12 protein-coding genes are annotated in these 13,950 nt (G+C 46.4%); 6 read left to right on the top strand and 6 right to left on the bottom strand.

The window, feature by feature from the left end; genetic code table 11:
• From QUB33_RS27195 to QUB33_RS27215, 5 genes are all read right to left on the bottom strand, one after another.
• Nucleotides 1–356 (bottom strand): transposase (locus QUB33_RS27195; protein WP_333357000.1); only part of this gene is annotated, 356 nt, incomplete at its 3' end.
• A 96-nt stretch (nt 357–452) separates the two neighbouring features.
• Nucleotides 453–806 (bottom strand): IS630 transposase-related protein, encoded by a 354-nt coding sequence (locus tag QUB33_RS27200; RefSeq protein ID WP_333357003.1) that lies wholly within the window; start codon nt 804–806, stop codon nt 453–455.
• Nucleotides 807–1,165: 359 nt separating this feature from the next.
• The gene (locus QUB33_RS27205) at nt 1,166–1,858 is read right to left on the bottom strand and encodes a response regulator transcription factor (protein WP_333357006.1); all 693 of its coding nucleotides are present in this window, start codon (nt 1,856–1,858) and stop codon (nt 1,166–1,168) included.
• Nucleotides 1,855–2,955 (bottom strand): HAMP domain-containing sensor histidine kinase, encoded by a 1,101-nt coding sequence (locus QUB33_RS27210; RefSeq protein ID WP_333357009.1) that lies wholly within the window; start codon nt 2,953–2,955, stop codon nt 1,855–1,857. Before QUB33_RS27210 ends, QUB33_RS27205 begins: the two co-directional genes overlap by 4 nt.
• A 440-nt stretch (nt 2,956–3,395) precedes the next feature.
• A complete protein-coding gene (locus QUB33_RS27215; RefSeq protein WP_333357014.1) occupies nt 3,396–3,527 on the bottom strand; it encodes a hypothetical protein in 132 nt (43 codons plus the stop codon).
• A gap of 90 nt (nt 3,528–3,617) precedes the next feature.
• Here QUB33_RS27215 and kdpA point away from each other — a divergent pair, with 90 nt between their 5' ends.
• The 6 genes from kdpA to QUB33_RS27245 all read left to right on the top strand — a co-directional run bounded on the left by kdpA (nt 3,618) and on the right by QUB33_RS27245 (nt 11,341).
• Nucleotides 3,618–5,378, top strand: a complete 1,761-nt coding sequence (kdpA, locus tag QUB33_RS27220) for a potassium-transporting ATPase subunit KdpA (protein WP_333357017.1) — start codon at nt 3,618–3,620, stop codon at nt 5,376–5,378.
• 69 nt (nt 5,379–5,447) lie between these two features.
• Nucleotides 5,448–7,541 (top strand): potassium-transporting ATPase subunit KdpB, encoded by a 2,094-nt coding sequence (kdpB, locus tag QUB33_RS27225; protein WP_333357020.1) that lies wholly within the window; start codon nt 5,448–5,450, stop codon nt 7,539–7,541.
• A 130-nt stretch (nt 7,542–7,671) separates the two neighbouring features.
• Nucleotides 7,672–7,941 carry a K(+)-transporting ATPase subunit F gene (gene kdpF, locus QUB33_RS27230; protein WP_333357025.1) on the top strand — a complete coding sequence of 90 codons (270 nt, stop codon included), beginning with the start codon at nt 7,672–7,674 and terminating at the stop codon, nt 7,939–7,941.
• A 41-nt stretch (nt 7,942–7,982) separates the two neighbouring features.
• A complete protein-coding gene (gene kdpC / locus QUB33_RS27235) occupies nt 7,983–8,612 on the top strand; it encodes a K(+)-transporting ATPase subunit C (protein ID WP_333357029.1) in 630 nt (209 codons plus the stop codon).
• A 74-nt stretch (nt 8,613–8,686) separates the two neighbouring features.
• Nucleotides 8,687–9,838 carry a universal stress protein gene (locus QUB33_RS27240; protein WP_333357032.1) on the top strand — a complete coding sequence of 384 codons (1,152 nt, stop codon included), beginning with the start codon at nt 8,687–8,689 and terminating at the stop codon, nt 9,836–9,838.
• Between the two features lie 264 nt (nt 9,839–10,102).
• The gene (locus QUB33_RS27245) at nt 10,103–11,341 is read left to right on the top strand and encodes a sodium:proton antiporter (protein WP_333357035.1); all 1,239 of its coding nucleotides are present in this window, start codon (nt 10,103–10,105) and stop codon (nt 11,339–11,341) included.
• A gap of 424 nt (nt 11,342–11,765) precedes the next feature.
• Here QUB33_RS27245 and QUB33_RS27250 read toward each other — a convergent pair.
• Nucleotides 11,766–13,950 (bottom strand): choice-of-anchor Q domain-containing protein (locus QUB33_RS27250; protein WP_333357038.1); only part of this gene is annotated, 2,185 nt, incomplete at its 5' end.

Here is a 13,950-nt window from a genome sequence, read left to right on the forward strand (position 1 = left end):
CACCATAATTCAATTGGATTAAAATCAGGAGAGTATGGGGACAAACACAAGATAGAAGCACCCACCGCTTCAATCATGGGCTTAATTGAATCTACTTTATGCGCTGGTAAGTTATCCATCACTACTACTGCTCCCGACCACAATTGTGGCACTAAGCATTTGTCGATAAACAACTCAAATGCTTGGCTATCCATCGAGTTGTCTATGGTCATTAATGCCACTACTCGCTGGAAACTAATTGCACCAATTACTGTGACTTTCTTGCCTCGATAAAAAGGTTTGACTGCATAGGCTCTCGTTCCTCGCTGGGAACGTGCATGAGTTCTGGTTAAACAAGCGTAATACTCCAGTCTCATCTAAAAATACTAGATTTTTGGGGTCGATATACTTGACTTTTTCCCAATACTCTAACCTTAATTTCATGACTCTTTCAGTGGCGGCTTGGCTACTTCTCACTGTTTTTTTTTACGATTTAATCCCAACTTTTGTAAGGCGTTACACATAGCTGTTCTACCCACCCAATTTCCCGTCTTCTGGGCTAATAACTCACACAATTCTAGTAAGGTTGCATCGGGATGTGCTGCCACTATTTCTCTCAAAGAAGCTGTGGAATTATTCAAATGACTGTATCTCGGTTTCCCCCTGGGTTTCGGCTGTAAATTTCCCTCTATTTTTTGTTGCTTGACCAGCTTCTGAACTAAGCTTTTACTGACGGAAAATATCGCTGCTGTTTTTCTGATCGACAGCTTCTGATCTTGATGGGCTGCTACTATTTTTGTCCGCAAATCTACTGAATATGCTTTCATTGGTGTATTTTTTTAATCTATTCTTATTGTACCTCATAACACCCGGAAGTGCTGTATCGATCGCACCTGTTCTTGGCTGGCGATCAATTATTCAGCAAACCCTAATTAAATGGGGGCGAAAAATCAAAAACCAGGGTAATGCTTGTATCACAGTTTAAATGTGCAACAGCTTACCTTCTACATATTCTGAAAAAAATACATCTGATAATGGCATAATTGAACGAAAAATTAGGTAGACAAAAATTATAATATTTCATTATTTTTGTTTCAAGTAATCTTTTTCCGGGAATTACCCAAGTGATAAAACTCATAGTTTTTAGGTAGGGAGCGAGGTTTTGAATAATGATAAACCGCCCGAATTAAGATTTACTACCTAACAATTCTTCTGCTACCAATCCTTTCTGAATTGCGAGTACAGCAGCTTGAGTGCGATCGCGCACCTCTAACTTTTGCAAAATCGCGTGGACGTGAACTCGCACCGTACCGGGAGCAATGTACAATATTTGAGCAATTTCCTGATTGCTTTTTCCCCCCGCCACTAAAGCTAATATTTCCTGTTCTCGCTTCGTCAGCGGATTCTCTAAAAGTTCCGATTTCAACCCATTTTTAAAAGGTTCGGGATTAGCAAAAACCGCCCGAATTTCCGCAGTCGCTGCCTTATCCCACCAAGAAGCGCCCAACGCTACCGATCGAATTGCCAAAACCAAAGTTTCCGCCGCAATTCCTTTTAGACAATAACCCTGAGCACCTGCAGCAATCAATCTTTCAATTAATGATTTTTGCGAATGAGATGTTAAAATTAAAACGGCAATTGTTGGATGTCGCTGTTTAATTTGGCGGCACGCTTCAATACCCCCAATTCCCGGCAAACCGACATCGAGAACTACCACATCGGGCAAGTGTTCCTGAGTCAATTCTACTGCCGTTTCGCCATCTTCCGCTTCAGCAATTACTTGCAAGCAACTTTCTTGCTGCAACCGCGTTTGCAGCCCCAGCCGAAAAAGTTCGTCGTCTTCAACTAAAAGAATTCGCAAGGGATAAACTGGTTTCATTTCTCTGGGATAGCAGGGAGTCGGAATCCAAACAAAGCGCCGTGTGGCAATTTATTTTCTGCCCAAATTATACCGCCGTGAGCGTCAATGATTTGGCGAGATAAGTATAACCCCAATCCCGATCCTTTGGCTTGCCGATCGCCGTTTCCTTGATAAAAACGCTCAAACAAGTGGGGCAGTTCATCGGCGGTAATTCCCAACCCGCTATCGATAACTTTCACCACCTGATAACTCGAATAAGATTCCATGATTATTTCTACCTTGCCACCGCGAGGAGAATGGTTAATGCCGTTTGTTAGCAAATTAACAAAAACGCGCTGGAGTTGCACCGCATCGCCTTTTACCCACAAAGAGCGGCGGAAATCTGACTCTCCGTAACTCATATTAATGTAAACCCGGCGCGCCGCCGATAAATCGATGAGAGTTGCAATTACTTCTTCTGCCAAAGCAACTAAATTTACCGGAGCAAGTTGCAGTTTTAAACCTTCAGTATCGTTGCGGTAAACATCCAGCAGCGTTTCTACTAATTGTAGTGTCATTTTATGTGATCGCGCCATTGTTTCGAGAACTTTTTGCTGACTGGCGGTGACATCCCCAAATTTGGCTGACTGAAAAGCTTTAATTGTTTCGATCGCCCCCAGCATCGGCGTTTTTAAGTCGTGACTCAAAGTAGAGACAAAATCTTCTCGGATGCTTGCTAGCTGCTGCTGCGACTGCAACTCAGCTTTAGCGATCGCGATCGCTTCTTGGTACTCGTGGTTGCGATCGCTCAAATATCCCGTCACCCCTAAAGCCATGACTGCGATCGATCTATTTGCGACAGTGGCTAGGGCGATCGCTTCTCCGGGAGGAACAAACAAATTTAACAGCGTCAAAACTGCCGCTACCAGCGTAATTTGCAACTTACCCAACCGACTCAAGCGCGAATTGGCCAGTAAAATCGGCCCTGTGTACAAATACCCAAACAGATACTCCGACGGCGTAGTAAATTCCAGCACTACCACGATCGCAAATAAAATTGCGATCGACCACCTCCCCCGCAAATACTTCTCTTGAATTGCCAGGTTTTTTGGGATAGCCGATAAACTTTTAAACATCCTCAATCAATCCTTTTTATATTTTATTTTCACAATCTTTTTTTTTTCTACCTTCTACCTTCTACCTTCTACCTTCTACCTGAGCATAGCTATTTTTTGAGTTTTTTTTCACCTATTATCGCCCAAAACCATCGCGTTTAGCAAACATCTATATCTCGGAGTATAGACATTTAACCAGAGCTAAATATTCATCTAGTCTGGCAAATATAGAGCGAATAAGCCTGATGTGCAAACAGCAATTTATACCGGAAAGCTGATTATCCAATTTTCTAACAGTGAGTATAGTAATCAGTAAAAGTAGAGAGTATTTTTTTGCTAACAGAAGTGACCTATCAACTTTGTCTAACCAAAGCGAGTTCAGTTTTATCCAAATTAACAAGAGTTATTGTGGCGCGCTCTTAAATGCTATACAATTGCTCGAAAGCTGTCAAAGCACGGAATTAGCAAAAAAAAACGAGGAATTCTCGCCAGCGCAAACCCGCTGGTGCTGTTAATCTCTCTGGCTGCGGAGATTGCATTTTAGCAGCAGCATTGAAGTCCGCGATCGCCCCCAAACTGAAAGTGACCTGCAAAAAAAGCTCGCCCGGTTTTTGGAACCTCCGAACTAACCGATTTGGCGATCGGCAAAACCCTTTTATCCAAGGATAAAAATTAACTCATTTATGCTACAAGGATTACTTCAAATCGCATTAACCCTACTGCTTTTAATAGCAATCGCGCCTGTCTTCGGCAACTACATGGCGCGGGTGTACATGGGACAACAAACCATTCTCGACTCCGCTATTAAACCTCTAGAAGAACTCATCTATAAAGCCAGCAACATCCGGTCTGTAGATTCCATGACAGGTTGGCAATATGCGCGAGCGTTACTCTACAGCAATGTAGCAATGGGCATATTTGTTTTTCTAATTTTGATGCTTCAGGGAGTGATGCCTTTAAATCCCACCAGCCTAAGTACCCCAACCTGGGATACTGCGCTGCACACAACTATTTCATTCCTCACAAATACCGACCAACAGCATTACTCGGGCGACACAACCTTCAGTTACTTATCCCAGTTAACTCTGGGATTTTTAATGTTTACCTCAGCCGCTACAGGTTTAGCAGTAGGTATTGCCTTTATTCGGGGACTGACCGGCCGCCCACTGGGAAACTTTTACATAGATTTAATTCAATCAATCACCAGGATTCTGCTGCCCCTTTCTCTAATAATTGCTTTACTTTTGGTAATTTCAGGAGTACCAGAAACCATCGCCGGGCCGGCCGTTGCCCGTACCTTAGAAGGCGGCACTCAAGTAATTGCTCGCGGCCCAGTAGCTCACTTGGAAAGTATCAAACAACTGGGAGAAAATGGCGGCGGATTTTTTGCGATGAACTCGGCTCACCCCTTAGAAAATCCTAACCCTTTTACCAACCTGCTGGAAACACTAGCAATGGTTTCTATACCAGCAGCTATGATTCACACCTACGGCAGATTTGCCAACAACAAAAAGCAGGGATGGCTGATTTTTTGGATGGTGTTTGCCATCTACGTTGTCTTGATTGGCATTGCCGCGTTTGGCGAGTACGGCGGCAACCCTCAAATTAATAATTTACTCGGCGCGCAACAACCAAATTTAGAAGGTAAAGAAGTTAGATTTGGCTGGGCCGAGACTGCACTTTGGGCTGTGACTACGACTGGGACAATGTGCGGCGCTGTCAACGGGATGCACGATTCTTTAATGCCTCCCGGTGGTTTTGCTACTCTGTTTAATTTGTTTCTGCAAATCGTTTGGGGCGGACAAGGAACGGGAACGGCTTACTTGTTTATTTACTCGATTTTGAGCGTGTTTCTCACCGGATTGATGGTGGGGAGAACGCCGGAATTTTTGGGACGCAAAATTGAGAAACGGGAAATTGTTTTAGCCAGCGTTGTTTTGTTAATTCACCCGATCGCAGTTTTAATCCCCGGTGCAATTACCCTCGCCTTTACCGACAGTTTGAGCGGCATCAGCAACCCGGGATTTCACGGCATTTCTCAGGTGATATACGAATACGCTTCGGCGGCGTCTAACAACGGTTCTGGTTTTGAAGGATTGGCTGACTCTCGACCCGCACCGACAGGACTTTGGTGGAATTTAAGCACCTGTTTTAGCTTGCTGTTGGGGCGCTACGTTCCAATTATTGCCCTCCTGCTTTTAGCTGACAGCATGACGAACAAACAACTGGTTCCCGAAACAACGGGCACTCTCAGAACCGATTCAGTTTTGTTCACTAGCGTAACCGCAGGAGTAATCTTAATTCTAGGCGCGCTGACATTTTTCCCAGTTTTGGCTTTAGGGCCAATTGCCGAAGGATATGAAATTAGCAGCGGCAAGTTTGAACCTGCATCGATAACTGCACCCACAACACCTTTACCAACACCAACTCCTCCACCTCTGTAGCGAAAATTCTCAGCCTCACTCTTCTCTTTCTCTGTGTTCTCTGTGGTTCATTAAAAATCCCAAATCGACATGACCTCTTCCCATACTCCAGATTCCCCAAAAAAACCTGCCAGAGGCTCTCGCGAGTCTCGCAAGCACACGCCGAAAGCAAATACTAAAGGCCTTTACCAAAGAGCTTTTAAAGAAGCTTTTGTCAAGCTAAACCCGCGGGTGATGCTAAAAAATCCGGTGATGTTTGTGGTGTGGGTCGGCACAATTGTGACTGCACTTTTAACGATCGACCCGACGCTGTTCGGCTCGGTTGCTGGCGAAAATCAGAGAGTTTTCAACGGTTTAGTCACGTTTATTTTGTTCTTCACTTTGGTATTTGCTAATTTTGCGGAAGCGGTGGCCGAAGGGCGCGGCAAAGCGCAAGCAGATGCGCTGCGATCGACCAAAGCCGACACAACAGCCCGCAAACTCTTACCAGACGGTTCAATTCAAGAAGTTAGTTCGACATCCCTGAGACGCGGCGACCAAATTAAAGTGATCGCAGGCGATGTCATTCCTTCCGACGGCGAAGTGATTGCAGGCGTCGCGTCGGTGGATGAATCTGCGATCACTGGCGAATCCGCGCCGGTACTCAAGGAACCGGGTTCGGACATCGCCAGTTCCGTCACTGGCGGGACGCGCATCCTCTCTGACGAACTGACGCTGCGGGTGATGGCCGACCCGGGTAAGGGGTTTTTGGACAGGATGATCGCGCTGGTGGAGGGCGCAGAACGATCGAAAACGCCGAACGAGATCGCGCTGACAGTGCTGCTGGCGGTGCTGACTCTGGTGTTTTTGATTGTGGTATCGACGATTCCGCCCGTGGGAAATTACGTCAAAACTCCCGTGGGCGTAGTGACGCTGATTTCGCTGCTGGTGGCGCTGATCCCGACGACGATCGGCGGTTTGCTGAGCGCGATCGGCATTGCGGGCATGGATCGCGTCGCTCAGTTTAACGTGATAGCGACCTCTGGACGCGCCGTGGAGGCTTGCGGCGACGTAAATACGCTGATTTTGGACAAAACGGGGACGATCACGCTGGGGAACCGTTTAGCCGAGGAGTTCATTCCGGTAAACGGTCACTCGCTGGAGGAGGTGGCGAGTGTAGCCCTTGCTGCTAGCCTGTTTGACGATACTCCAGAGGGAAAGTCGATCGTCCGTTTGGCTCAGAATTTGGGCGCACAGGTCGATTTCGAGCGCACCAACGCCACGGGGCTTGATTTTTCCGCAAAAACGCGGATGTCTGGTACGGATTTGCCCGATGGGACGGAGGTTCGCAAGGGTGCGGTGGATGCGGTGAAGGGTTTTGTGCGATCGCGCGGCGGCAATTTCGGCCCGGATCTCGATGAAGCTTACGAGCGAGTTTCGCGGCTTGGGGGCACACCTCTAGGCGTTTGTCAAGGCAGCGACACCTACGGCATTATTTATTTAAAAGATGTCATCAAACCGGGAATTCGCGATCGGTTTGACCAACTGCGAAAAATGGGCATCCGCACAATAATGCTCACCGGAGATAACCGAATTACAGCATCAGTAATTGCCGATGAAGCAGGCGTTGACGACTTCATTGCCGAAGCAACTCCCGAGGACAAAATCGATGTAATTCGCAAGCAACAAGCCGAGGGCAAATTAGTAGCAATGACAGGAGACGGAACCAACGACGCACCCGCACTAGCGCAAGCAAACGTAGGACTCGCGATGAATTCTGGAACCCAAGCCGCGAAAGAAGCCGCAAACATGGTGGACTTAGATTCCGATCCCACCAAACTAATTGATTTAGTTACAATTGGCAAACAATTGCTGATTACTCGCGGCGCGCTGACTACATTTTCGCTAGCAAACGACATTGCCAAATATTTTGCAATTATTCCGGCAATATTTGCCCCGGTTGGCGCATTAAACGTCATGGGTTTAGCCAGCGGTCAATCGGCTGTTTTGTCAGCATTAGTTTACAATGCTTTGATTATCCCCGCTTTGATTCCGCTAGCATTAACCGGGGTTAAATTTCGACCCTTGACTGCAAATCAACTGTTGCAGCGGAACATTTTAATCTACGGATTGGGCGGAGCAGTCGCGCCGTTTATAGCCATCAAAATTATTGATGTTTTGATTACCGCCGTTGGGCTAGCATAGATCGGGAAAGCACGACACGGATTTTGACACGGATACACTGATTAATTTCGTTCCCCGGCTCTGCCTCGATTTTTCCCAAAAAATTATCCAATAGAAAGACAGATATTTCTTCCCAGAATAAGGAGAATTCATGAAACGGAATGATTGGCTGAATGATATTTTTCCCAGAGATTTCCAAGAAATTATTGAGTTAGCGCAAATGCTTTCGCAGCGCCACCCCATCCCGGTGCAGCTATTTCTGGTAATGTGTTTCAATGCGATAATTGCCCCCGCTGTTTACGCGGCTGCGGGTGAAGATTTGACCCGAAAAGCTGTCTGGGGTTTAAGTCTCCTGGGTTTGGTAATTATCGCCCTTTCTATTTACTTGTTTGTTGTCATCTTTCAGCCGGAAAGATTTTAGTCAATAATTAACCATTAGCAAATAACCGAGCCAGGTAATTTATGAGAGAAATAATTAGAGCCATTCGCCTTACCCTGGTTTTGTGGGGAATTACAGCCATTATTTACCCTTTAATCTTGCTAGCAATCGGTCAAATTGCCTTCAACTCCCAGGCAAACGGCAGCTTAATTACCAAGCAAGGAGTTGTCGTGGGTTCGTCGTTAATTGGTCAACCTTTCTCCTCAGAAAGATATTTTTGGGGTCGTCCCAGCACGACAAATTACAGCAGTTTTGCGACCGAAAATTACGATCCGACAAAGGTAGAAAATTTAAGTCAAAGAACAGGTGTTTCGGGAGCTAGCAACATTGCCCCCAGTAACTCGGATTTGCTGAAGCGAGGTAATGAAAAAGAGGGTTTTCAGGGGGTGCAAGTTGAATTAGATCGTCTCAGCAAAGCTGGTATCAAACCGACTGCCGATTTAGTCTACACCTCTGGTTCTAGCCTCGATCCGCACATTAGCCTAGAGGCAGCTAGGGCGCAAATTCAGCGGATAGCAACGGTGCGATCGCTCAATATAAATCAAGTAGAAATGTTGGTATCCAAAAATACAGACGGCAGATTTCTCGGCATTTTCGGCGAACCGGGAGTTAACGTCCTCAAACTAAATTTGGCTCTTGATGGTTTACAATAGTTTACAACAGTCTGCTGTCATCGGTCATAAACTGACTGATGACAAGAGATTGACTAACTACCCACTACTTAGCTATGATTCACTCTAGCGAAATTACCAACAATCCAGACGCGGTTTACGCCCAACCAAACCGCACTTACGATCGCACCCCCCGCCGGGGAAAGCACAAAATATTTATCGGCATGGCCCCCGGTGTCGGCAAAACTTTCCGAATGCTGGAAGAAGGGCACAGGCTCAAATCTGAAGGCATTGATGTGGTAATTGGACTGTTAGAAACTCACGGGCGAAAAGAGACAGCAGCTAAAGGCGAGGGGCTAGAAATAGTTCCCAAAAAACAAATGCTGCGCGGCGAAAAAATGCTCAACGAAATGGATACCGATGCTGTCATAGAACGCCGTCCTCAATTAGCATTAATAGACGAACTGGCTCATACAAACATTCCCGGTTCTCTGCGAGAAAAACGATATCAAGATGTTGAAGAAATTCTCAAAGCTGGAATTGATGTTTTCTCGACTCTCAACATTCAACACATAGAAAGTCTCAACGATTTAGTAGCTCGAATTACCGGAGTTGTAGTGCGAGAACGAGTGCCGGATCGCGTCCTCGAAGATGCTGACGAAATAGTCGTTGTCGATGTCACGCCGGAAACTTTAGAAGAAAGGTTGCTTGAAGGCAAAATTTATGCTCCCGAAAAAATTGAACAATCTTTAGAAAACTTTTTCCAGCGCCGTCATTTAATTGCTTTACGAGAACTCGCCCTGCGAGAAGTCGCAGACAATGTGGAAGATGATGCAGCAACTTTAAAAGGTCAATCTTGCAACATTCACGAACGAGTTTTAGTGTGCATCTCAACTTATCCGAATTCCTTGCAACTGCTGCGGCGGGGCGCGAGGATTGCTAGCTATATGAATGCCCCATTTTATGCTGTGTTTGTCAACGATCCAGACCGATTTTTAACAAAAGCAGAAAGCTTGCACGTTGAAACTTGTGAGAAACTCTGTCAAGAATTTAAGGGGCAATTTTTGCGGGTAAACGGCACTAATATAGCCAAAGCGATTTCGGAGGTAGCTAAACAGTATCGCATTACTCAAATTGTGATCGGCGAAAGCCAGCAATCCCGCTGGAGATTGTTGCTGCGGGGTTCTTTGACTCAACAGTTAGTGCGATCGCTCAAACACGTAGATTTGCATATCATCGCTACCGACAAAAGTGGTCTTTCTAATTAGTCATTAGTCTTCAGTCAGTAGTCCGTAGTCATTAGTCATTAGTTATTAGTCAGATGAATGCAATAAACAATTCCGAGCGATTGTAAGTCACGGAGTTTACTGGTTCCAAAGACAAAGCCCGCAGCAGCAGGCTAGAAGCATAAACAATTTGGTATAAAAACTGCAACTTTCGGAGGATAGGTCAATCTAGCGGCTGGTGGATGCCGCAGAAGCTTTTATATGTAAAAATCGCACTTGGTAAACCTGATTTAAAGTGCGATCGCTATGGTGGATAGTTACATTCTCAAATTGCTAGTTATTGGCATCCTCCTGCTGAGCGTCACCTTGGGTTCCGGATGGATTTCGCGATTGCCGGTGTCTTATGCCTTAATTTATCTAGTTGTCGGTATCGGATTGGGGCCCTACGGCGTCAAGCTGATTGAGTTGCGTCCCGAAGCTGAATTTTTAGAAAGACTTACAGAATTTGTAGTTATTGTTTCTCTGTTCAGTTGTGGCTTAAAAATGAATCGCCCGCTGCAACTTTGGGCCTGGAATTCCACAGCGCGGCTGATCGGTTTTTTAATGCCAATTTCGATTTTTGCTGTTGCTGCGATCGGTCATTGGTTTGTGAAATTAGATTGGGGCCAGGCGATTTTACTCGGAGCAATTCTCGCTCCCACCGATCCAGTTTTAGCCTCAGAAGTTCAGTTAGCTGATATAGACGATCGCGATGAATTGCGATTTGGTTTAACATCGGAAGGTGGTTTGAACGATGCTTTAGCTTTTCCCTTTGTTTATTTCGGCATTTATTCGCTAAAAGATAGCAACTGGTCAAACTGGTTTTCGCAGTGGGTAGCAGTTGACTTGATTTGGGCGATCGCCGCAGGTATCGTTATGGGAATTTTAGTAGCTAAAGCCGTCACCTGGATCGATCGCCAACTCCAACACTATCGACCGGCCGATCAATTAATGGAAGATTTCATTGCTCTCAGTACAATTCTGCTCACATATTCCCTCACAGAAGTAGTCAACGGCTACGGATTTCTCGCAGTTTTTGTAGCAGGAATTGTGGTGCAGGGGAGTTACCGAAACCCAGAAAAGCCGCTTTCCCAACTCCACTTTACCGAGCGCATTGAAAAGTTAATGGAAGTAGCAACTATTTTACTATTAGGTTCACTTTTGCGCCTAGAGCCTATGTTTGCATATGCAGGATACTCCCTCTTAGTAGCTGGATTGTTGATTTTTATAATCCGGCCTGTGGGAGCTTGGATTAGTACGATCGGCAGTCCTTTACATCCCGCCAACCGCTGGCTTTACGGTTGGTTCGGCATTCGTGGTGTAGGTTCTATCTATTATCTTACCTATGCTTTTGGTCACGGTTTGAAAGACGAAACCGCCGAAAGAATTGCCTGGATTACCTTTACAACAATCATAATTTCTGTGGTTTTGCACGGCATTACTTCCACCCCGCTAATGAACTGGTACGAACGCCGAATCAAACCTAAAGTACCGGATTTAATTTAATTCATAGTCCTGGACGCATAAATACCTTTATAAACTGGGTTTTTTGCTCCTATTAAAGGTTAACCATGCAGTCTCTTCCTAAAAAAACCCGTTTCTGCGTCCAGGACTAATTAGACCTCTTGCAAAAATAACTAGGACGGGCTCTCCGGCCCATCCCACAAGAGTTATTTTTTCTTGTGGGATGGGCCGGAGAGCCCGTCCCATAAATTTATGAAAAGGACTTTTGCAAGAGGTCTATTGAGTAAGGTGCGTGACTTTGAGTTCTTCAATTCCCAGTGAGATGATTGAGAGTCACGCACCCTACTAAATCTTAATTCTCGATCGCCCCCAAAGCGCACAGCGTTGCTTTCTGTGCCTGAGTTATGCCGTCACTCTTAAGTTGACAACTCTCGGCATTGCCACGCATCCTACAGGCGTTAACGGATCAGAGGAGACTCTCGAAAGCGCCGATGTCAATAATTCCCCCGCTAACGCGATTAAAAGGAGAGATACCCCGCTGGTCGTAGAAGGGAGGACCGATAAAAGGTCCAGACGTTAAAACAAAAGCTGGGTCGCCACCATTAATAGCGGGACTACCCGGTTGCAATGCCCGAGTCTGAGTCGGGCCGCCGTTATCTGCCAGCGGGTTTAGGAGGGGGTCAATAGGTGCAGCAGCAGTGCCCACTCGATCGCCAACGGCAGTAAAACCAGTGCTGCCAGTACCGTCGCCAATTAAGTTGTAGCCACCGCTAGCGAAGCTGCCGGAAACGTCAGGGTCAGTGGCTGCAGTGTTCTGAGCGACGATCGTATTTTTGACATTCACCGTGCCGCCGTTCCATATACCACCGCCTGCAGCGGAAGATAACAAGGGAAATACTGGCGCCTTGTTGGAGGGGTTTACTTTGTTGCCGGAGATAGTGCTGTTTGTCAGCGTTACCGTGCCAGCTTTGTTATAGATGCCAGCACCCCTGCTACCTGCGTTGGCTGTTTCGTTTCCAGAGAGAGTGCTGTTGGTCACCTCTACTGTGCCGTTATCGTTATAAATGCCACCACCAAACAAACCTACATCAAAAAAACCACCCACTGTGTTACCAGAAAGAGTGCTGTTCGTCACTTTGACTGTGCCACCCTCACTGTTATGAATGCCGCCACCTTCACCACCGCCCGCATCGTTGCCAGAAAGAGTGCTGTTTGTCACCTCCACAGTACCGCCTTTGTTAGAGATGGCAGCACCATTTACTGATGCCGGGAACCCTGTGGTAACACGCACTCCACCGTTGCCAGAGAAAGTGCTGTTTGCTACTTTGACTGTGCCTGGGCCATTGTTAGAGATGCCACCGCCATTGCTAGCCCTGTTGCCTGAGAAAGTGCCGTTCGTCACATTTACTGTGCCGCTATTGTTTGAGATGCCACCGCCTCTGCCTGCATAGTCAAAGGCAAGGTTGTCGGAGAAAGTGCGGAAGGCAAGGTTGTCGGAGAAAGTGCCGTTAGTCACATTTACTGTGCCACCATCGTTATAGATACCCGCGCCGTCCTCAAGTGTAAAACCATTGGCGATCGTGAATCCGTCAAAAGTCGCACTGACTCCACTGTTCACCTTGAAAATCCGGTAATTTCCGCCCGTATCCCGCCGCACTGTCAGGTTGCTAGAACCAGTGCTGTTAGTAATAGTGACATCCCCGCTAATGTCAGGCAATACTCCTGTGAGATTGATTGTCTGCGGCCCGGCTGGCAGATTGAAAGTAATAGTATCATTCCCAGCTATAGCGTTAGCATTCAGCAGCGCTTGTCGAAACGAACCTTCTGCCAGACTGTAGTCGGTCAGGCTGTCATTGCTATTAACAACTACCGTATCATTGGCTGCGATCGCGACAGTAGTATTGTTTAGGTTAGCATCAATTTGATAATTCCCATCTGCTAGTTTCAGCTTCAGTGTCTCCTGTGCCTCAGCTTGGATATCATCGACAGCGGTGAGGCTGACATCTACAAAATTTTGTCCATCCGGGATGGTGACACTGACATTTGAACTGTTGACAGAAGCGCCGCCACCGCTGAGGGTGTAGTCGCTAGGTTTAGTTGGATTGGTGCTAGTACCGTCTATTGCTAGGCTGACTGTTAAGTTGCCGCGACTCTCACCAGTGCGATTGATGCGAAAAGTGGCTGGATTGTTGCCTGTTTCTGATGCTGCCTCATCTATAGGAGCGATGCTGACCGTTGGCAAAATGTCATCGTTAATAATAGTGAAGGTAGCAGTAGGCTGACTTCCTAAAGTTACCCTGCCTACTGGATTAACTAATTTCACTTTAATCTGTTCGTCGGGTTCGACAATCGTATCTCCCACAAGAGGAATTGATACATCTTTGGAGGATTCGCCGCTGGCAAAGTTGATAGTAACTGGCAGATTGTTAATGTAGTCTTCGCTAACTGTAGCTGTGGAAGAAGTATCTAGTTCCACTTGAACGCTGACTGCCTCCTCGCTGCTGCCAGTGCGTTGAACTGTGGCGACCACTTGATTGGGACTGCCACTGTTGCCCTCGTTGGCACTGTAGCTAAAGGTGCTGAATGCTAAGATACTGGGGATTGATATGTCATCGTTAATAATAGTTAAGGTAGCAGTAGGCTGACTTCCT

It is taken from the genome of Microcoleus sp. B3-A4, assembly GCF_036705385.1.
Classification (GTDB): domain Bacteria; phylum Cyanobacteriota; class Cyanobacteriia; order Cyanobacteriales; family Microcoleaceae; genus Microcoleus.